Origin of the sequence: Pseudomonas gorinensis (genome assembly GCF_042015035.1) — a bacterium.
Lineage (GTDB): Bacteria > Pseudomonadota > Gammaproteobacteria > Pseudomonadales > Pseudomonadaceae > Aquipseudomonas > Aquipseudomonas gorinensis.
The window spans coordinates 2765598-2785378 of record NZ_CP167125.1 but is presented as its reverse complement, the minus strand read 5'-3'; the positions used below and the strand labels follow the sequence as shown (position 1 = coordinate 2785378).

Genomic DNA, 19781 nt, shown 5'->3' with positions numbered 1-19781 from the left:
CGCGCACTCAAGCGCGATAGGTAGGGTTCTCGATCAGCAACGCCATGCCCTGCCCGCCGCCCACACACGCCGAGGCAATCCCGTAGCGCAGGTTGTGCTGGCGCAGTTGCCGGGCCAGGGTCATCACCAGGCGCAGGCCGGTGGCGGCCAGTGGATGCCCCAGCGCAAGCGAGCCGCCCTGGACGTTGAGGCGGGTGCTGTCCAGCTCCAGTTCATGGGCCACCGCCAGTACTTGGGCGGCCTGGGCTTCGTTGATCTCGAAGCGGTCGATGTCGCCCAGGTTCAACCCGCTGCGTTGCAGCAACAGGCGGATCGCCGGTGCCGGGCCGATGCCCATGAACTCGGGGGCCACACCGACCACCGCGCTGGCCAGCAGCCGGGCCAGGGGCGGATGCGTACAGGCCGAGGCGCGCCCCACCAGCGCCGCCGCCGCGCCATCGACCACCGCGCAACTGTTGCCGGCGGTTTGCACGCCGTCTGGATGCACGGTGCGCAAGCGCGCCAGGGCCGCAAGGTCGGTGGGTCGTGGGTGGCTGTCGACGCTGACGGCACCGGCCCAGCGCGCGAGGCTGATGCCCCTGGGCTGGTACCCCTCAAGCTCGAACACCTGGTTGTCGACCGTGACGATTTCTTCCGCCCAGGCGCCGTCACGTTGCGCCTGCAAGGCACGCTGATGGCTGTCGCAGGCGTGACGGTCCACGGCCTCGCGGCTCAGGCCATAACGGCGCGCCAGGTTGTCGGCGGTGGCGATCATGTCCAGGCCCGGGGCCGGGTCGTACAGGGCCTCCCAGAGGAAATCCTTGAATTGCACCTCGCCACCGAGACGAAACCCATCCCGGTGGGTGTAGGCCGCAATCGGGTTGCGCGACATGGACTCACTGGCCACGCACAACGCCAGTTGCACCTCGTCGCGCAGTTGTTCAGCGGCCTGGCGCAACAGCTCGAAACCGGTGGCGCAGATGCGCTGCACCCCCAGTGCCGGGACCGCTTGCGCCACACCGCTGTACAAGCCGATATGCCGTGGCAGCAAGTAGGCATCGAAGCTGGCCTGGGCCATGGAGCCGGCCAGTACGCTGTCCACTGCCAAGGGGTCGATGCCGGCGCGGGCCAGCACTTCACGGCCGACCTTGATCCCAAGGTCGATGGGCGACACCTGGGACAGTGCTCCGCCCAGGTCCACCCATGGCGTGCGCACTGCCTCGAAAATCGCCACGTCGGCAAACGCCGAGTACTGCCCGACGCGGTTCAAGGCTGGCGCTCGGCGCGCAGGATCGACGCGTCTTCACCGCGATACAACGCCTCGACCTTGGCCGCGCGCCATTGCAGTACCGCACGCTGGTTGATCGAGCCTTTGTCGGTGATTTCCCCACGGTCGATGGACGCGGGCTCGTCGAGCAGGGCAATCCATTCCAGGCGACTGGCATTGCCGGTGGCCTCGCGGTTGAGGCGCTGCAGCCACTCGCCGAACCACTGGCGCACCGGCGCGCTGGCGAGCACTTCGGCGTCGCTGGCGGCCGCGTCCAGCCCCGCCAGCCGACGGCACTCGTAGAGCCGGGGGAATACCAGGGCGCCCAGGCATTCGCGGTCCGGCGCCGCAACCACCAGGTCCTGCACCAAGGGCGAGCCTTCGAGTACCGCGCGATTGCGCAACGGACCGACGCTGACAAACACCCCGGAGGACAGCTTGAAATCCTCGGCAATTCGCCCGTCGAACATCAGCCCCAGTTGCGGCTGATTCGGGTCGGCCAGCTTGATTGCATCCCCCGAGCAATAAAAACCCTGCTGGTCGAAGACCTCGGCGGTTTGCTGGGGGGCGCGCCAGTACCCCGGCATGATGTGCGGCCCGCGAAAGCGCCCTTCGAACTTGCCGTCCACCGGCACCAGGCGTACCTCGCAGCCCGGCGCGGGCAAACCGATATAACCGGCCATGGACAGTGGCCCGGTGGTGAAGGTGCAGGACGGTGCGGCTTCGGTCATGCCCAGCCCGGCCATCATGCGGATGCGTTCACCACAGTGCAGCTCGGCCACGCGGTCAAGGCGGTCCCAGACACTTTGCGAAAGGCCGGCGGCGGCGAAGAAGAACAGTTTCATGCGCGCAAAAAAACGCTCGCGCAACTCGGCGTCCTGTTCCAGGGCGTTGACCAGTTCTTCCCAACCCTTGGGCACCGTCAAATAGGCGGTGGGCGAAACCTCCTTGAGGTTGCGCAGGGTCTCGGCAAAGCCCTGGGCCGTGGGCTTGCCATCATCGAGGTAAAAGGTGCCGCCGTTGTAGAGCACAATGCCGACGTTGTGGCTGCCGCCGAACGTGTGGTTCCACGGCAGCCAGTCCACCAGCACCGGCGGTTCTTCGCCGAACACTGGAAAGGTCTGCAACAGCATTTGCTGGTTGGCACAGAGCATGCGCTGGGTGGTAATCACCGCCTTGGGCAATTTGGTCGAGCCCGAGGTGAACAGGAACTTGGCGATGCTGTCGGGGCCGGTGGCCTGGAACGCCGCGTCGGCTTCGGCGCCGCCCGGCGTTTGCAGCAGGCTGGCGAAGCTGACCTGAGTGCGTCCAGGCACATGGCCGCGCACGCTGATCAGCGGGGTCTCGGCCGGCAAGACGGCGTCGATGGCGCGCTGGTAAGCCGCCGCGTCGCTGACGAACACCAGCCCTGGCTGCAGCAAGCCACAGACATGGCGCAGCTTGGCGAAATCCTGGGACAGTAACGAATAGGCCGGCGATACCGGGCAGTAGGGAATACCGGCGTACATCGCGCCGAGCGCCACCTGCAAATGCTCGATGTCGTTGCCCGACAACAGTGCCAACGGTTTATCCGCCGAGAGCCCATAGTTCAACAGGCCCTGGGCAATCGCGCGCACGCTGTCGAGCATTTCCCGGTAGCTGACCCGGCGCCAATCAGCGCCGGCCTGGCGCGCCGCGATAAATGTCTGCTCGGGGCGCACTTGGGCCCAATGCACCAGGCGATCGAGCAGGCGCGCTGGCAACTCGGCCAGGGGCTCCAGGGAGCGCATATGCAGCACGCCGTGTTCTTCAGTGACCGCCACCGGTGCGTGGCCGATGGAGACCTCGCGATAGCGCGGTGCGGGCTGGGGTTGCGGTCTGAATTCGGAACTCACAAGGGTGTCCTCCAGCAAGGCGGATCAAAGCCGCCTCGTTATTGTTATGTCGCGACGCCTGCTCAGATCGGGTAATGCCGCGGCCCGTTCTGCAAGGTCACCCAGCGCAATTGCGTGAAGTGCTCGATCGAGGCCTTGCCGCCAAAGCTGCCGTAGCCGCTGGATTTGACGCCACCGAACGGCATCTGCGCCTCGTCATGCACGGTCGGGCCGTTGATATGGCAAATGCCCGACTCGACCCGTTGCGCCAGGGCCAGTGCACGCCCGGTGTCACGGCTGAAGATCGCCGCCGAAAGGCCGAACTCGGAATCGTTGGCCAGGCGCAGCAAGGCTTCATCACCGTCACCGCGCAGCAGCACCGCCACCGGGCCGAAGGATTCTTCGCGGTACAAGCGCATGTGTTCGGTAACGCCATCGATCAGGGTCGGCTGCAGGATGCTGCCCTCCAGCTGGCCGCCCGTCACCAGGCGTGCGCCCTTGGCCAGGGCATCGTCGATCAGCGCCTTGATGCGTGTGCCGGCGCTGGCGTCCACCAGCGAACCCAGTACCGAATCCGGCGCAGCGGGGTCACCCGCGCGCAGGGTCGCGACCTTGGCCGCGAGCTTGGCGGTGAACGCATCGGCGACCTTGGCGTCGACAATCAGGCGTTCGGTGGACATGCAAATCTGGCCCTGGTTGAAATAAGCCCCAAAGGCCGCCGCCGCGACCGCAGCGTCGAGGTCGGCGTCGTCGAGCACCAGCAACGGCGCCTTGCCACCCAACTCCAGCAAGGCCGGCTTGAGGTGACGCGCCGAGAGCTCGCCGACAATCCGCCCCACATGGGTCGAGCCGGTAAAGTTGACCCGGCGCACGGCCGGGTTGGCGATCAGCCGCGCGACAATCGCGGCGGCATCCGCCGGGGCATTGCTGATGACGTTGACCACGCCGTCACCCAGGCCGGCATCCTGCAACACCTGGCCGATCAGGCGGTGCACTGCCGGGCTCAGCTCCGAGGCCTTGAGCACCACGGTATTGCCGCAGGCCAGCGGCATGGCGATGGCACGGGTGGCGAGGATCACCGGGGCATTCCACGGCGCAATGCCCAGCACCACGCCGCACGGCTGACGCAAGGCCATGGCGAAGCTGCCGGGCACATCGGAGGGGATCACCTCACCGGTGATCTGGGTGGTCATCGACGCGGCTTCGCGCAGCATGTTGGCCGCCAGGCGCACGTTGAAGCCATACCAGTTGGCCATGGCGCCGGTCTCGCCGGCGGCGGCAATGAATTCGGCGCTGCGCGCCTGCAATTGCTCGGCAGCCTTGAGCAAGCGGGTGCGGCGTTCGTTGGGCGCCAGCGCCGCCCACGCGGGGAACGCGGCGTGAGCGGCCGCTACGGCGGCATCGGCATCTTCCAGGGTCGCGGCGGCAACCCGCGAGACCACTTCACCGGTCACCGGGTTGCGGCGTTCGAAGGTTCGACCGTCACGGGCGGGGCACGCCTGGCCGCCGATCAACAGGGGCACGTCCAGCATGGTGATTCCTCTTTATTGTCTTTATCGGGAATACGTTCAAGCAGGGTACAACGGCGCGGCCAGGTGGCCGCGCCCTTCAGCGTTTATACGCCTGCAGGCCAGGCTTGATGCTCTTGTCGTCAAGGAACTGCTTCATGCCCTGCTCGCGGCCGCCTTCGGTGTCGAGCAGGCGCGACTGATCGAGCTTGGCGTAGAGGTAATCCTCGTTCTGCTCCCAGGTCAGTTCGCGGCAGCGCTTGAAGCCATGCTTGGCGGCACGCAGCACCACCGGGTTTTTCTCCAGCAGGTTGCGCGCCAGCTCAATGGTCACTTCGCGCAGTTGGGCCAGGGGCACGCTTTCGTTGACCAGGCCCATTTCGGCGGCTTTCTGCCCGCCAAACGTCTTGCCGGTCATGATGTAGTACAGCGATTGGCGATGGCCCACGGTGTCGGCCATGGCTTTGCTCACCAGGTTGCCCGGCGGGATACCCCAGTTGATTTCCGAGAGGCCGAAAGTGGCTTCGTCGGCGCAGATCGCCAGGTCGCAGGCCACCAGTGGACTGAAGCCGCCACCGAAGCACCAGCCATTGACCATGGCGATGGTGGGCTTGGCGTACATGCGCAGCAACTTCCATTGCCATTGCGAGGCTTCGCGGCGGATTTTCTCCTGGAGGATTTCCGGGCCGGCGTCCACCTCGCGAAAGTACTCCTTGAGGTCCATGCCAGCGGTCCAGGCTTCGCCGGCACCGGTCAACACCAGCACGCCGGCGGCAGGGTCCTGCTCGAGGGTTTCCAGCACGTCGATCATTTCCCGGTTCAGGGTCGGGCTCATGGCGTTGCGCTTTTCCGGACGATTGAGAATGACCCAGGCAATGCCTTCTTCGATCTCAACCTTGACGGTGGTCCAACGGCCTTCGTAATTGCTCATGGCGGTACGCTCTTGTTCTGGGTTTGAAGATGATTCGAAATTAAACCGCAAATATAGTTATGTCAATTAACTATTAATCCGCATAACCAATATTTTTTCGCTGTAAAACCTACGCTGTGCGGGCGTTATGAAAAGCCGGCATAGCCATGGCGCTCCAACCTCGGCAAACTAGATAGCCTTCTTAACCTCCACCTTCTGAGGATTGCACTGTTAATGGCCAAGCCTTCCAACCTCGCCGACGCCAGCCAGGCCCTGCCTGATCCCAACGAGGCACGCGTGCCAATGGATTCGGCCCTGGACGACCTGATCGGTTACGCCATGCGTCGCGCCCAGCTCAAGTTGTTCCAGAACCTGATTGGCCGTCTTTCCGACCACGACCTGCGCCCCGCCCAGTTCTCGGCCCTGGCGATCATCGAGCAGAACCCTGGCCTGATGCAGGCCGACCTGGCTCGCGCCCTGGCCATCGAGCCGCCCCAGGTGGTGCCGTTGCTGAACAAGCTGGAAAGCCGTGCGCTCGCGGTGCGAGTGCGTTGCAAGCCGGACAAGCGTTCCTACGGGATCTTCCTCAGCAAGACCGGCGAAACCCTGCTCAAGGAGCTCAAGGACATTGCCGCCCAGAGCGACCTCGACGCCACGGCCGCCCTCGACGGCCAGGAACGTGAAGAGCTGCTGCGCTTGCTGAAGAAGGTCTATCAGGACTGACCGGCTTACCAGAGCGCCACGGTGTAGAGCACCAGGAACCGGGTCTGGTTTTCATCGCGAAAGGCCGCGCCGCCTGGGAAGTCATTGCGGTAGATCGACTTGCGCGCCATCAACCCGACGTTCTTCAGCGGGCCGCTCTGGATCACGTAGCCCAGCTCCATCTGGAACTCGCGCTCCTTGCGATCCTCGGCGTTGAACGCTGCCAGTTCGATGTTGTCGCCACGCACATACCGCAGCCGGCTCTTCAGCCCAGGCAGGCCGGATGCCGCGAAGTCATAGTCGTAGATCGCTTGCCACGTGCGCTCCTTGGCATTGAGAAAGTCCGAACTCATGGTCAGCTCACTCATGCCCATCAGCTCGGTGCCGGAGATATAGGGCGTGGCCGTCTCTCCACTGGAATGCATGTAGCCCAGGCTGAATCGGTGACCGCCCAGGCGGTAGCCGAATAACGCCGAGAGGTTGCGGTTATCCACATTGCCCGCCTTGGCGCTGCCGTCCTCGCGACTGAAGAAACTGCGCAGGTCGCTGGTGAGCACGCCATCGCCCACGGGCAGATTGTGCAGCAGCGCCAGGGTGTCCTGCTGGTAGAGGTCCGCGATTTGCGAGTGATAGACGCGCAGGCTGAGGTCTTTGTTGACCTGGTAATCACCGCCCACGTACGCCAGGTGCGAGGTGGTGGCGGTGGGGTTGAAACGCCGGTTGGGCGAGGCGATGGTCATGGCCTGGTAGTCGGTGGAATCGCGCTTGTTGATGCGGTCGATGTAGCCGGTATTGAGGGTCAGGCCATCGATGTCCTTGGAGCTCAAGGTGGTGCCGCGAAAGGTTTGCGGCAACAGGCGCGAGGGGCTGGCAAAGGCGAACGGCAGGAAGATCGATACGTCGCCGGTCTTTACGGTGGTTTGTGCAAACCGCAACTTGGCGGTCGGTGCCAGGCGCGAGTATTCATCGGCGGCACGCTTGTCACTGGCCGACACCGGCAACAACTCGGTGCCGCTGCGGTCCGGCGACGAGTCGAGCTTGACCCCCATCAGACCGCGGACATCCAGGCCAAAACCCAGCGGGCCTGGGGTATATCCCGACTCCAGGTTGACGATAAATGCCTGGGCCCATTCCCGCGCGGCGGTCTTCGCACCGTCGTCCTTGTAGTCGCGGTCCAGGTAGTAATTGCGCAGGGTCAACGTGCCGTGGCTGTCGTCGACAAAGCCTGCCGCCCAAAGCGGGGTGGGCAGCACGCTCAAGGCCAGCAACGCCATGAGCAGGCACGCAGGGTTGTTCGGCACACGGGCGACGGCTACGGCGTCTTCCATAGGGAGTTCTGGCATGTTCGTTGTCCATTTTTTGTTGTTGTTTTTGGGGTGGCGCAGGCTCGGCCCACTGGGCTTGGCGAACAAAGAATGGAAACAGCCGACGCTGCTCGTCAACTGCGAATGACCGATAATCGAACATTAATAAAGATATCTATTTTTAAGTCGAGCACAGATACGAACCACAACTACCTGTATTTAAAGTACTTATTTATTGATTTTGGCAATTTTCATCCGCCATTCATTTTTTAGTTATCTTTGTTATCTTAATAACCAGCAGCCATTCGTGCTTGCCACCACAACAAAAACAACAATGAGGTTTGCCCATGGACAGTCCATCGCGTCGTTCGACGCTGACTATCGCGTTGTGCTTTATCGTTGCGCTGATCGAGGGGTTCGATCTGCAAGCCGCCGGAACCGCTGCCGCAGGATTGCGCCAGAGTTTTGCCCTGGACCCGAAGATGCTCGGCTGGGTATTCAGCATCGGGATCATTGGCCTGCTGCCGGGGGCGTTCTTCGGTGGTTGGGTCGCTGACCGCATCGGGCGCAAGAAAATCCTGGTGATCGCCGTGCTGCTGTTCGGCCTGTTCTCCCTGAGCACTGCGTTTGTGGAAAGCTACCCGAACCTGCTGTTGGTGCGTTTTCTCACCGGCCTGGGGCTGGGCGCCGCGCTGCCCAACCTGATCGCGCTGTGCGCCGAAGCGGTCAGCGAACGCAACCGTGGTACCGCCATCAGCGTCATGTACTGCGGCGTACCGTTGGGTGGCGCATTGGCGGCCGTGGTGGCGATGTTTTCCAGTGAACACTGGCAGACCACCTTCATCATCGGCGGCCTGGCCCCCTTGCTCGCCGTGCCGTTGATGATCCTGTTGCTGCCTGAATCCACCGCCTTTCGCCAACAGCGCGACAACACCCCCGGCGCCCGCCCCTCCACCGGCCAGGCGCTGTTCGGCGAAGGTCGCGCCCGCACCACACTGGCCTTGTGGCTCAGCTACTTCTTCACCCTGACCGTGATGTACATGCTGCTGAACTGGCTGCCGTCGCTGTTGCTGGAGCAAGGTTTCAGCAAACCCCAGGCGGGCATGGTGCAGATGCTCTTCAATATCGGCGGCGCCCTGGGTTCGCTGCTCGGTGGCGTGCTGCTGGACCGGTGCAATGCCGTCAAAGTGGTGCTGTCCGTGTATGCCGGGTTGCTGGCGGCGTTGGCAGGGGTCGGGTTGTCGGTGGGCATCGTGCCCATGGCCATTGCCGGGTTTGCCGCCGGCCTGTTCGTCATGGCCGCGCAGTTGGTGCTGTACGCGTCGGCACCGCCCTCCTACCCCACCTCGGTGCGCGCCACCGGTGTCGGTGCAGCGGTGGCCGTCGGCCGCCTGGGTTCGGTAGCCGGGCCGCTGGCGGCCGGGCAACTGCTTGCCGCTGGCGCCGGCACCGCCGGGGTACTGCTGGCGACCTCCCCCGGCGTAGTGATCGCCGCACTGACCATCATCAGTGTGATGGTGCGTACGGCGCCACTGAACCTGTCCACACCGGGAGCGGCCGGGCACACCAAGGCCTAGAACTTGTGCAGCCAGTTGAGCACCAGCTTGTTGCCCTGCGTGCGGTTCTCAGCCTGCTGCTCGAAGTAAGCGTTCACCGACAGCACGTTCTCCTTGTTGAAGGCATAGACCAGGCCTGGGCCCACGGCCCAGACCTTCTCCCGACGCCCGCTCACGGCGTGCCCATCGACCTTGGTGTCGGTGATCTGCTTCAACCAGTAGCCGTTCACCCCCACGCTCAGTTGCTGGCTCAAGGCATATTGCAGCGTCAGGTTGGCATGCAACGCCTGGCCGGCCTGGGTATCGGAAACATCCCCAAAGCCGGCCTGCGGGTCATCATTCTTGCCATTCCACAGGTACATGAAACGCCCGCTCGCCGACCACTGCGGGTTGAACCAGTACGTCGCCGCGTAATACGGGTTGAATGACCAGAAATTGCTGCCGGGGTTGATCGAGCGCTTGCGGTCATACGCCCCCACCGGCACCGAGATATCGGCTTCGACACGTTGGGTCAGCAGTGGGCTGCCGTCGGCGCGGCTCAGGGTCGGCAGTTGCAGGAAGGGCCCCATAATCACATCACCAAAGCCAGCCCGCGAACTCAGCGCCGCATTGTTCAACCCATCGTCGACATCCACGTGGGCCAGGGAGGTGTTGATCAGGGTGAATCCCGGCATCGCACCATTGGCCAGGGGTTGGCCGAGGTAGATGATCTGGGTGGTAGGCGCCACCACTTCCAGGTCCTGCTTGGGCAGTGCCAGCTTGTGGCCGTTGGCATCATTGAAGCGGCTGGCCCGGGAGTACGTCAGGTATTCCTCCAGGTACCAGCCAGGGCCCGCGGGGGCCGGTGAGCCGTCGTAGAAACTGGTGAGGCCGAGGTTGAGTCCGGGCAAATCGTAAGCGTGTGCAGTCGATGTCAGTGCGACAAAAGTCATGGCCGCAACCGCCCGCAAGATAGGCTTGAGCATCTTGTATGTCCTGTATTTTTGTTGTTGTTCAAGACCCCCGGCACGGTGGATCCGCACCGGGGTTTACCGCCGTTACAACCTTTACACGTAGGTCGCCGCCAACCCACCATCCACCGGCAGGTTGACCCCGTTGACCCAGCGCGCAGCGTCCGAGCAGAGGAAGGCGATCACCGCGGCCACCTCATCGGCCAGGGCCGGGCGGGTCATGCGCTGGTTGTCCGCGGCCACCCGCTCCGGCCCGAGCATGCTGACGAAATCGCCGAGAATCGGGGTGAACACCGGCCCCGGCGCGACGCAGTTGATACGTACCGAGTGATCACGAAACCAGCCCTGGGATTGCTGGAAGCTCCACACGATCAGCGCTTCCTTGAAGTACTGGTAACAGCTGGCCTGCTCCACCGGATTGACCGCCAGCCACTGCTGCCCGGCCTCGAAGCTGTGCGTCGCGGCCAGGGCCTTGTGCAGTTCCAGGCGTTGCGGCCATTGCGCACCGAGGACCGAGGCGACATTGACGATGCTGCCGCCCGCCGGCATGCGTGGCAGCAGCGCTTGGGTGAGATGCCGCAACCCCAGGTAATTGACCTCGGCCACCGTTTGCACCGGCGCCGTACCGGGCACGCCGGCGATGTTGCACAGCCCATCGACGCGCGCCGGCAGGCGCGTCACCAGCGCATCGATGCTGGCCGGATCGCCCAGGTCGGCCTGGAAGAAGCCATCCAGGGTCAGTTGCGGTGCATGGCGATCGACACCGATCACCGTCGCCCCCTGGAAACGCGCGAGCCGTGCCAGCTCGGCGCCAATGCCGGAAGCGACACCGGTGACGATCAAGGTTTTGTTGTGCAGGTTCATGTTCAAGCCCTCTTGTTTTTGTATAGGCATGCGTGTTTCAACCCCATGGGCCGGGGCTCAGAAGGGATAGGTCGGCGGCGTATTTTTCACCGTGACCCATTGCCACTGGCTGTATTCGTCCCAGTCGGCCGGCCCGCCCACGCTGCCGCCATTACCGGAGGCACCGCGCCCACCGAAAGGGTTGATGCATTCGTCGGCCACGGTCTGGTCGTTGATGTGCAGCAGGCCGCAGTCGAGCCGCTCGCCGATGGCCATGGCGCGCCCGACCGACGGCGAGATGATGGCCGCCGAGAGGCCGTACTCGGTGCGGTTGGCCAGTTCGATGGCCTCCTCGTCGGTGGTAAAACTGACGACCGTCGCCACCGGGCCGAAAATTTCATCCTCGAAGGCGCGCATGCCTGGACGCACACCACTGAGTACGGTGGGCTGGTAGAACAACCGGTCGTATTCGCCGCCCGCCTCCAACCGCGCGCCGGCCTGCAGGCTGTCGCTGACAATCTCGTGCACGCGCTGCAATTGCCGTTGATTGATCAACGGACCGAGTGCGGCTTCACCTCGCGCGGCATTGCCCACGGTCAGTGCCCGGGCCTTGTCCACCAACTTGCGCGTGAGGCGTTCGGCGATGGATTCATGGGCGAGAATCAAGCCGGTCGCCATGCAGATCTGCCCCTGGTGCAGCCAGGCGCCCCAGGCTGCGTTGCTCGCGGCCAGGTCCAGATCAGCGTCTTCAAGAACGATCAGGGGGTTTTTGCCGCCCAGTTCCAGCGCGACCTTTTTCAGATGCCGCCCGGCCACCTCGGCGACTTTGCGCCCGGCCGCCGTGGAACCGGTGAACGCGATCATCCGCACATTCGGGTCGCGGCACAGCGCTTCACCCGCCGGCGCGGCACCGGGCAATACGTGCAACAGCCCCTTGGGCAAACCCGCCTCTTCAAACAGCCGGGCGATGATAAAACCACCGCTGACCGGCGTCTGTGGATCGGGCTTGAGCACCACCGCATTCCCCGCAGCCAGGGCCGGCGCCACCGAGCGCAGCGACAGCACCAGGGGGAAATTGAACGGTGAAATCACCCCGACCACGCCATGGGGCTGACGCCGGGCGTAAGACAGGCGACCGGCCGCACTGGGCAGCACCAGCCCATGGGGTTGGGACAACAGCCCCGCCGCCTGATGCAGCAGCACAATGGCCTCGCGCACCTCGTGTTCGCCCTTGAACAGCGCGCCGCCGGTTTCCCGCGCGACGTACAGCGCCAGTTCGGCAAAGGCCTGCTGAGCCAGGTCCGCCGCCTTGCGAAACACCTCGGCGCGTTCCCGTGGGCCGAGGGCGGCCCATGCCGGCTGCGCCAGGGCCGCACTCCGGCAAGCGATGGCGATATCGGCTGGGTTGGCCATGGCGCACTGCATCAACGGCTCGCCGGTGGCCGGTTCGATCACCGCGCTCAGGGCTCCCGAAGCGGGTCTCCAATCGCCGTTGAACAGGCATTCGGACTCAAGGGCCCGCTGTAGAAAATGGGTGGTTTCAGACACTGACATGGCAACTCCCGGTTCTTGTAATTGTCATCGCCTGCACACGGTGCAAACGCCGCATCAAGCCTTGAGCAAAGGCTGTGCCGCTTGCACACCCTGGCGCTGACATAACGCGCCGAAGGCTCTGGACCAAGGGTTGCCACGCACGGCCCATGGACACCCCGCAGCGCGGCGGTAAAAACCAGGTCGCTGGCACTTGTTCAATTGATAAGGTTATGTTTAATAACTATCTTCGCAGTTGCTCATATCGTTCACTCGCTTTGCAGGGGCATAACAATGACTAATCCCCACGGCGCGCTGCCCGACGACCGGGTGGCCACCGCGTCTTACCATCCGAGGGGCGATAGCCGCCAACTCAGCGACAGCAGTTCACCGACGCCGGCGGAACTGACCGACTGCCTGTTCTTTTCTCCCGAAGACGGGCGGATCTGGCTCAACGATCAACGTATGTTGTTGCTGCACAGCTCGTCGTTTGGTGCCCTGCGCAGGGAGGTCATCGAGCGCCTGGGGCTGGAACAGGCGCGCGGCCTGTTCACCCGTGCCGGCTACGCGTCCGGTGCGCGGGATGCCCGGCTGATCCGCGAACGCTGGCCACAGGCGGATGCCGCAGCAGTGTTTCGCGCCGGCACACATCTGCACACCCTGGAAGGCATGACCAAGGTCGAGCCCCTGCACTTCAAGTTCGACGCCGACTCAGGCTTCTACGAAGGCGAGTTTCTCTGGCACCACTCATGCGAAGCCGACGAACATGTAGGTGCCTATGGCATCGGCCAGGATCCGGTGTGCTGGACAGAGACGGGCTATGCCATCGGTTTCGTCAGTGGCCTTTTCGGGCAAATGGTGATTTTCCGCGAAGTGGAGTGCCGCGGCATGGGCCACCGAAGTTGCCGGGTGATCGGCAAGACGGCCGAGCAATGGGGCGACGTCGAGCAGGACCTGCGCTACCTGAATGTGTCCCAGACCGTCAGCCGCCCCGCCGCCGCCCCTACGCTCGATAGCGCAATGGGCAACCGTGCCAGCGGCAGCCAGCCACCGCCGTTGGTGGGCGCCAGTGCCGCGTTCAATGCCGCGATGCAGGCCCTGCAGCGCGTCGCGCTGACGCCCGCCACCGTGCTGATCAGCGGTGAGTCAGGGGTGGGTAAGGAGATGTTCGCACGCCAGTTGCACCAGCTCAGCTGTCGCCGTGACAGCCCGTTCGTGGCGCTCAATTGCGCGGCCATCCCGGATAACCTGATCGAAGCCGAACTCTTCGGTGTCGAGCGTGGGGCGTATACCGGCGCGACACACTCACGTCCCGGACGTTTCGAGCGAGCCCAGGGCGGGACACTGTTTCTGGATGAAATCACCAGCCTCAGCCTGACCGGGCAAAGCAAACTGCTGCGGGCCTTGCAGGAGCGCGAGATCGAACGGGTCGGCGGCGTGCGCGGCATCAAGGTGGATGTGCGGGTGGTCGCCGCTACCAACCTGGACCTGCGCAAAGCCGTCGCTGACGGCACGTTTCGCGAAGACCTGTTCTACCGGCTGAATGTCTACCCCATCGCCCTGCCGCCCCTGCGGGAACGCCGCGACGACATCCCGCTGTTGATCAACGCGTTCCTGACGCGCTTCTGCCAGGAATATGCGCGCACCCCCGTGGGCCTGACCATGCGCGCCCTGAAGGTGTTGCTGCGCTACGACTTCGCGGGCAATGTGCGCGAGCTGCAAAACCTGATCGAGCGCGGCCTGATCGCCAGTAACGAAGGCCAGGCCATCGACCTGGTGCACCTGTTTCGCAACGAGCCGATGCCGGCCGATCCCTATGGCCTGGACGATCACGGCAGCCTGTCAAACACCGGGCAAGTGCCCCGCCCTGCACTGTTGGATACGCTTGGCCAACTGGAACAGGGGTTTTCCATCGAGGGCCTGGAATCGCGCCTGATCAATGAGGCGCTGCAACAGAACGCAGGCAACCTGGCCGCTGCGGCCAGGCTCGTGGGACTGAGCCGGGCGCAATTTGCCTACCGCCTGAAGAAACATCGGCGGCAGGCGCCTTGAATGGCAATTAGAGCTTTAAAAGCTTTACCCAATTAAGTATTTTGCAGGGATACCGGGCCGACAAGCGCCTGATGCCCCTCTTTTTACTCGTGACAAGGACCTCCCGTGAGCGGACTGCGTGAACGTCAGAAAGCCGAACGCCGGCAAGCCATCAGCAAGGCGGCGATCGAACTGTTCGAGCGCCAGGGTTTCCAGAACACCACCATCGAACAGATCGCCAGCCAGGCCGGGGTGTCGCCGCCCACGGTGTTCAAGTACTTCGGCAACAAGCAGGAAATCATCCTGGAAATCCTGCACCACGCCGATCAACGCGCCATCACTGACACGCGCAGCCTGATCCGGGAAATAGAGGACCCGGTCGAGGCGCTGTGCCACTTGGAACGGCTGCTGACGGGTTATGCCTTGGAAGTCATGCACCCCAGCCTGTGGCGCGAACTGCTGCCATTGATCCTGTTCGGTGGCAGCAATGAACTGCCCGAAGGTTATCGGGCCATGAACGATGCGCTCAGGGCCGAAATCAGCGAGCTGCTGCGCGAACTGCAACGGGCCGGCAAACTGCGCCCGCAACTCGATGTGGAGTTGGCCGCGTTCCTGTTGAACGACTATTCCCACCTGCAACTGTTCCGGCTGGTGAACCAGGAACACCCGGATATCGACGCGCACTCTACCCAGGTCAGGCGTATCACCGAGTTGCTGTTCTACGGAATGCAGGCCTGAAAGCTTTCAGGGTCGGGGCTCAGTAAAAGCGATAGCAACGAATCACCACCTGGTCGGCGCCCGGGTAATGCACCAGGCCGATAAAACTTGAACGGGTGAGCCAGTCCAGCCGCCCCTTGGGCACCTGGAACACCGGCGTGCAGGTGCAGCGGTACTCCGTCTCAGGAATCGGCCATTGGCCGTCGCGCTCCAACTGGCGCCCGTACTCGGTCATGCTCAGCACCCCCAGGTTACGGATGTTGATCACCTCACCTTCGTCGGTCCTCAAGCTGTAGCGAGCATCCAGTTGACCGACGCCATCCGGGCGCAAAAGAAAGCAATCTTCTCCGCCCGCCAGGACCTGGCCGCTGATGCCGACCCCGTCGAAATCCCCGCCCACAATCGGGTAATTGCAGCGCAGGCCTTCAATGCTGTCGCCCAGCATCACACCCGGCCCTATCGCGACGCGAAGGGTCAGCACCCGCTGCAAGTTGGGGGCAATGTCCATCCGTTCAGTCATGGCAAGCTCCAAGCCCGGCGCGCACGCACCGGGCCACACTGATCAGCGGTTGCTCTTGATGGCGGTCCAGGTGCGGGTACGGATGCGTTCCACCGCAGCCGGGATCGGCTCCAGGGCGAACAGGGTCTTGCGCGCGGGCTCCGGCACATACATGTTGGGGTTGTTACGGATGCTGGCGTCCACCAGCGCGGTGGCGTCCTTGTTCGGGTTGGGATAGCCGATTTTGTTGCTGATGCGCGCAATCACGTCCGGGCGCAGGATGTAATTGATGAACACATGAGCCTCTGCAAGGTCGGGCGCATTGGCTGGGATCATCATCACATCCGACCACATCGGCGCGCCTTCCCTGGGCAATGCCATCTCGACCTTGACGCCCTTGCCAGCGGCATCCGCCAATTGCTTGGCCAGCGCGACACCGCCGGACCAGCCCACGCCCACACAGATATCACCGTTGGCCAGGTCCATGCCGTAGCGCGACGAGTTGAAGTAGGTGATGTAAGGGCGAATCTTCATCATCGCGGCCTGAGCCTGCACATAGTCCTCGCGCTTCTGGCTATTGGGGTCGAGGCCCTTGTAGTGCAAGGCAATCGGCAGGATCTCGTTGCCGGCGTCGAGGAAGCCGACCCCGCAGCTGGCGAGCTTGGCGAGGTTTTCTTCGTTGAAGATGATGTCCCAACTGTTCATCTGCACGTCGGGGCCCAGGGCTTTGCGCACCTTGTCGACGTTGTAGCCGATCAATGTGGTGCCCCAGAGGTAAGGCGCGGCGTAGCGGTTGCCGGTGTCACCCACCGCTTCGAGGGATTGCATGAACTGCGGGTCCAGGTGCTGCCAGTTCGGCAACTGCTTGCGGTCCAGTGGCTGCACCGCTCCGGCGGTGATCAAGTGCCCCAGGTTGGCGGTGCCGGGGAACACCACGTCATACCCGGAATTGCCCGTCAGCAGCTTGGACTCCATGGTTTCGGAACTGTCGAACACATCGTAAATCGGACGAATGCCGGTTTCTTCCTGGAAGCTCTTGAGCACTTCGGGTGGCAGGTATTCGATCCAGTTGTAGATCCGTACCGTCCGCTCTTCAGCCAGGCAAAAACCACTGATCAGCAACGAAGTGACAGTGCCCAGCAAGGTATTACGCAAAAACCTGTTCATGATCCAAACACTCCAGCGCGGCCACGATGGCTCGCGGCACTTAATAGCGATAGGTGAAATACAGTTCCAGCGCACTGAACGTCTGGTCATCGCCGAATACCTGTTTGGCGGCGGCCAGTGGCTTGACCCAGTTGTAGGACAGCGACGTATAGAACGACGGCGTGGGCGTCCAGTCGAGGAAAACCACACTTTCGTCAGCAAAGCGCCGATCGCTGACCGGTGCGCCCATGTAGTTTTTCTCGTCCAGCCAGAACTGGTAGTGGATCGCGCCGAGGGTCAGGGTTTCGTTGAGGTGGGTCTTGAGGGAGAACTGCTGGACGTTTTCGTTGCTGTTGAACAGCAGGTAGTTGCCGACCACGTCCCCGACCAGCCATGTGCTCCAGTCGACGAAGCCTTTACTCAGCGAATCCCAGGCTTTCTGCCGGTTGTCGGTGAGGTTGTCGTCGCCGGAAAAGCTCGCGTAACGGTAGCCGAGGATCGGCGTCAGCGGCACGGTGCTGAAGGCGTAGTCGGCCTGGGCGTACCAGGCGTTGGCATCGTAGTCGACCCCCTCGCCGCTGCCGCGCTCCAGCGCGTACTCGGCATTCAGCGTCAGCGCCTGTACGCCGGGCACCTTGGCGTTGAGCGCCCGCAGGTTGTACACCTGCATGCCGTCCCGACGGCGCGGGAGCGTGCTGCCCCTGGGGCCAAGGGCATTGACCTTCATGGCCATGGCGCCGAGCGTCACCTGGTCATCGAGGTTGTAATCGAGGTTGACGCCGGTCATGCGGAAATCGCCCAAGTCATCATCGGTGCGCAAGGTGAAGGCCTGGGACTTCAGCGCGCCATGATCCCAGGCCAGGATCGCCGAATCCTTGAACGCGGTTCGCGGGCCGAGCCAGTAGGCGCCATCCTTGTATTGGTCGAGGTTACCGTCCATGACGATGAACCCGGTACCGATCATGTAGTTCTGGCGGCCGGCGGTGAACTTCCATTCGCCGGCGCGAAAACCGCCGTAGAGTTCTTCGGCAGCGACCTTGCCGTCGGAGCTGCGGCTGAAGCCCCCCGCATCGCCATCGCCGAACGTGCTCGCGCCCACCAGGGAACCGCCCGCCAGCAGGCTGAAGTCCGGTTGCAGCGCATACTCGAGTTTGACCCCGGGTTTTACGTAGACCTCTTGCCAGTTGATCCTGGCGCCGCCGTTTTTGCCGTTGCGCGCATCGACCTGGCCGCTGCCGAAGTTGACGCCACGGGTAAACAGCGTCGCCCCGCCCACCGTGAGATTGACTTCACCCTTGAGATCGCCGTCCTCAAAGGTGTAGCCCGCCAACGCGACATGACTGGTCAGGGGTAAGCCGAGCGCTAACAGCGCTCGGGAAAAACGCTTGGTGAAAACCATAAGAAGCTCCTGTGGAATTATTGTTGTTACAGGGCAGTCAATGGCGACGCAGAGCGCCGCCAACACCTGGGCAAGCCAGGTGAATAGAACGCAAAACTCTTATTTTTTAGGCGTGGGTCAGTGACTCAGTTGCGCGGCGATCGCGCGCAGCATGCGCACGCTGTCGTTATCGAACGGGCTGACCGCATCGGTGAGCGACGATTGCTTGACGATCACCACGCCGGACGGCTTGTCGATAAACAGGTATTGGCCGTGGATGCCCCCAGCCATCAGGGCTTGGCTGTGGTCGTTGAACACGTACCACTGGCTGCGATAGGACGCACCCGGCGTCCAGCTCGAGAACTCGGCATTTTGCGCGTAGACCGCAGGATCAGCGCCGGCGGCGATACGGGCCACGGTCTCGGGCGACAGCAGCTCAACGCCGTCCTGGCGACCGTCGTTGGCCAGCAGGCGGCCGAAACGTGCCATGTCTCTCAAGGTTGCACTGAAGCCCGCCCCGGCCACGTTACGGCCCCAGGGATCGGCCATGAAATAACCGTCGCGGTCGCATCCCAGGCGAGCCCAGATCTCTTCCAGCATCTGACTGCAGGCCTTGCCCGAGGCACGTTCCATGACCCATGCCAAGGCTTCGGTGGTTGCGGTCACGTAATGGAAAAAACCACCGTGGCTGCCGCGCTTCTTGAGAGACGGCAAGTACTGGTACAACGAGTCGAACTGGGCGTACTGCGCCGGTGCCGGTTGAAAGCCGCAGGCATAACCATACTGCGAGCTCTCAGAGCTGGGGTCGTCATACACCTCGCTGTAGTCGATGCCCACCGCCATATCGAACAACTGACGCACCGTGGCATCGCCAAACGCACTGCCCACCAGCTCAGGCACGTAGTACGCGACGGACAGCTCGGGCTTGAGCGTGCCGTTGGAAACCAGCTGTTCACCAAGGGTGCCGATCAGCGACTTGGTCACCGAGAACATGATGTGCCGGTCATCCGCACGCTGGCCGTTGAAGTAGCGCTCGAACAACACCGTGTCGCCCTGCAGCACCAGAAAGGCGTCGGTCTGGCTGGCGACAAGGTGTTCGATAACACTGATGCTCAACCCGCATTCGCTGTCGAAACACAGCTGATCCAGCGCGTTGGGCGCTTCCTTGAGCTGACCGGCAGGCCCTGGACCCGCCGCCACATCGATGGTGGGACGCAGCCGCGCCAGATGACGGAAGCCCCACTGGCTGAAGGGTGCGCGCATCCAGTTGTGCCACGTGACTCGGTGTTTGGGTTCGGCGGGGAAGCCCTGCATCAGCTGGGGGGTGATGCGATTGGCCGAGGGCGACTCAGTGGCCTCGATGTAAAGAGTCGCAAGAAAAGACGGGGGTGTATGACTCATCGGGATAACCCTGAAGATGACTCTGCATGAAAGCAGATGCAGGGAAATAATTACCCGATATTTTATTTTAGTCAATAAAACTTTTTATCAAGAAACGCTAATTCCACCGCCTTTGAATCCCAGCGGATTGCCGGCTGCGGAGGATGCCGCTGCCGGGCAATCTGGGCCGAAAGCCCGTGCCATAGGAAAGCCTCGACGACCCGCTAC

General features: G+C 63.1%; 16 protein-coding genes. 4 read left to right on the top strand and 12 right to left on the bottom strand.

Annotation, left to right across the window (positions count from 1 at the left end; translation table 11 throughout):
- Positions 1-7: 7 nt before the first annotated feature.
- The 4 genes from AB7933_RS12840 to AB7933_RS12825 form a co-directional block, all read right to left on the bottom strand.
- Positions 8-1249, bottom strand: a complete 1242-nt coding sequence (locus tag AB7933_RS12840) for a thiolase family protein (RefSeq protein WP_024074618.1) — start codon at positions 1247-1249, stop codon at positions 8-10.
- A complete protein-coding gene (locus tag AB7933_RS12835; RefSeq protein WP_024074617.1) occupies positions 1246-3120 on the bottom strand; it encodes a feruloyl-CoA synthase in 1875 nt (624 codons plus the stop codon). Before AB7933_RS12835 ends, AB7933_RS12840 begins: the two co-directional genes overlap by 4 nt.
- A gap of 62 nt (positions 3121-3182) precedes the next feature.
- Entirely contained in the window at positions 3183-4631 is a 1449-nt protein-coding gene (locus AB7933_RS12830; RefSeq protein ID WP_024074616.1) for an aldehyde dehydrogenase, read from the bottom strand.
- 76 nt (positions 4632-4707) lie between these two features.
- The gene (locus tag AB7933_RS12825) at positions 4708-5538 is read right to left on the bottom strand and encodes a p-hydroxycinnamoyl CoA hydratase/lyase (protein ID WP_010567568.1); all 831 of its coding nucleotides are present in this window, start codon (positions 5536-5538) and stop codon (positions 4708-4710) included.
- A 213-nt stretch (positions 5539-5751) separates the two neighbouring features.
- Between AB7933_RS12825 and AB7933_RS12820 the strand changes: the two genes are divergently transcribed.
- Positions 5752-6240, top strand: coding sequence for a MarR family winged helix-turn-helix transcriptional regulator (locus tag AB7933_RS12820; protein ID WP_024074615.1), 489 nt, complete (start codon positions 5752-5754; stop codon positions 6238-6240).
- A gap of 5 nt (positions 6241-6245) precedes the next feature.
- On the opposite strand, the gene AB7933_RS12815 is transcribed toward AB7933_RS12820, so the two are convergent.
- The gene (locus AB7933_RS12815) at positions 6246-7562 is read right to left on the bottom strand and encodes an OprD family porin (protein WP_024074614.1); all 1317 of its coding nucleotides are present in this window, start codon (positions 7560-7562) and stop codon (positions 6246-6248) included.
- A gap of 308 nt (positions 7563-7870) precedes the next feature.
- Here AB7933_RS12815 and mhpT point away from each other — a divergent pair, with 308 nt between their 5' ends.
- Positions 7871-9100, top strand: a complete 1230-nt coding sequence (gene mhpT / locus AB7933_RS12810) for a 3-(3-hydroxy-phenyl)propionate transporter MhpT (protein WP_024074612.1) — start codon at positions 7871-7873, stop codon at positions 9098-9100.
- Here the strand turns inward: mhpT and AB7933_RS12805 are convergent.
- The 3 genes from AB7933_RS12805 to AB7933_RS12795 all read right to left on the bottom strand — a co-directional run bounded on the left by AB7933_RS12805 (position 9097) and on the right by AB7933_RS12795 (position 12426).
- Positions 9097-10044: a SphA family protein gene (locus AB7933_RS12805; protein ID WP_305453203.1), complete on the bottom strand. Its 948-nt coding sequence runs from the start codon at positions 10042-10044 to the stop codon at positions 9097-9099. The genes mhpT and AB7933_RS12805 overlap by 4 nt on opposite strands.
- 81 nt (positions 10045-10125) lie before the next feature.
- Positions 10126-10893 (bottom strand): coniferyl-alcohol dehydrogenase, encoded by a 768-nt coding sequence (locus AB7933_RS12800; protein ID WP_024074610.1) that lies wholly within the window; start codon positions 10891-10893, stop codon positions 10126-10128.
- Positions 10894-10950: 57 nt separating this feature from the next.
- Complete coding sequence (locus tag AB7933_RS12795; protein ID WP_024074609.1) at positions 10951-12426, bottom strand: benzaldehyde dehydrogenase; 1476 nt, start codon at positions 12424-12426, stop codon at positions 10951-10953.
- 270 nt (positions 12427-12696) lie between these two features.
- Here AB7933_RS12795 and AB7933_RS12790 point away from each other — a divergent pair, with 270 nt between their 5' ends.
- Both AB7933_RS12790 and AB7933_RS12785 read left to right on the top strand, forming a co-directional pair.
- Positions 12697-14454: a sigma-54-dependent Fis family transcriptional regulator gene (locus AB7933_RS12790; RefSeq protein WP_024074608.1), complete on the top strand. Its 1758-nt coding sequence runs from the start codon at positions 12697-12699 to the stop codon at positions 14452-14454.
- Positions 14455-14559: 105 nt separating this feature from the next.
- A complete protein-coding gene (locus AB7933_RS12785; RefSeq protein ID WP_024074607.1) occupies positions 14560-15171 on the top strand; it encodes a TetR/AcrR family transcriptional regulator in 612 nt (203 codons plus the stop codon).
- Between the two features lie 19 nt (positions 15172-15190).
- Here AB7933_RS12785 and AB7933_RS12780 read toward each other — a convergent pair whose 3' ends face one another.
- From AB7933_RS12780 to AB7933_RS12765, 4 genes are all read right to left on the bottom strand, one after another.
- Positions 15191-15670 (bottom strand): DUF3237 domain-containing protein, encoded by a 480-nt coding sequence (locus AB7933_RS12780; protein WP_024074606.1) that lies wholly within the window; start codon positions 15668-15670, stop codon positions 15191-15193.
- A gap of 42 nt (positions 15671-15712) precedes the next feature.
- Positions 15713-16816 (bottom strand): polyamine ABC transporter substrate-binding protein, encoded by a 1104-nt coding sequence (locus tag AB7933_RS12775; RefSeq protein WP_093235486.1) that lies wholly within the window; start codon positions 16814-16816, stop codon positions 15713-15715.
- Positions 16817-16856: 40 nt separating this feature from the next.
- Complete coding sequence (locus AB7933_RS12770) at positions 16857-18194, bottom strand: alginate export family protein (RefSeq protein WP_041160894.1); 1338 nt, start codon at positions 18192-18194, stop codon at positions 16857-16859.
- A 117-nt stretch (positions 18195-18311) separates the two neighbouring features.
- Complete coding sequence (locus AB7933_RS12765) at positions 18312-19574, bottom strand: serine hydrolase domain-containing protein (RefSeq protein ID WP_024074603.1); 1263 nt, start codon at positions 19572-19574, stop codon at positions 18312-18314.
- Between the last annotated feature and the right edge of the window lie 207 nt (positions 19575-19781).

Bases quoted from the DNA above. Each gene is read 5' to 3' on its own strand.
- AB7933_RS12830 (WP_024074616.1), bottom strand. From the start codon at position 4,631: ATGCTGGACGTGCCCCTGTTGATCGGCGGCCAGGCGTGCCCCGCCCGT.
- AB7933_RS12825 (WP_010567568.1), bottom strand. From the start codon at position 5,538: ATGAGCAATTACGAAGGCCGTTGGACCACCGTCAAGGTTGAGATCGAA.
- AB7933_RS12820 (WP_024074615.1), top strand. From the start codon at position 5,752: ATGGCCAAGCCTTCCAACCTCGCCGACGCCAGCCAGGCCCTGCCTGAT.
- AB7933_RS12815 (WP_024074614.1), bottom strand. From the start codon at position 7,562: ATGCCAGAACTCCCTATGGAAGACGCCGTAGCCGTCGCCCGTGTGCCG.
- mhpT (WP_024074612.1), top strand. From the start codon at position 7,871: ATGGACAGTCCATCGCGTCGTTCGACGCTGACTATCGCGTTGTGCTTT.
- AB7933_RS12805 (WP_305453203.1), bottom strand. From the start codon at position 10,044: ATGCTCAAGCCTATCTTGCGGGCGGTTGCGGCCATGACTTTTGTCGCA.
- AB7933_RS12800 (WP_024074610.1), bottom strand. From the start codon at position 10,893: ATGAACCTGCACAACAAAACCTTGATCGTCACCGGTGTCGCTTCCGGC.
- AB7933_RS12795 (WP_024074609.1), bottom strand. From the start codon at position 12,426: ATGTCAGTGTCTGAAACCACCCATTTTCTACAGCGGGCCCTTGAGTCC.
- AB7933_RS12790 (WP_024074608.1), top strand. From the start codon at position 12,697: ATGACTAATCCCCACGGCGCGCTGCCCGACGACCGGGTGGCCACCGCG.
- AB7933_RS12780 (WP_024074606.1), bottom strand. From the start codon at position 15,670: ATGACTGAACGGATGGACATTGCCCCCAACTTGCAGCGGGTGCTGACC.
- AB7933_RS12775 (WP_093235486.1), bottom strand. From the start codon at position 16,816: ATGAACAGGTTTTTGCGTAATACCTTGCTGGGCACTGTCACTTCGTTG.
- AB7933_RS12770 (WP_041160894.1), bottom strand. From the start codon at position 18,194: ATGGTTTTCACCAAGCGTTTTTCCCGAGCGCTGTTAGCGCTCGGCTTA.
- AB7933_RS12765 (WP_024074603.1), bottom strand. From the start codon at position 19,574: ATGAGTCATACACCCCCGTCTTTTCTTGCGACTCTTTACATCGAGGCC.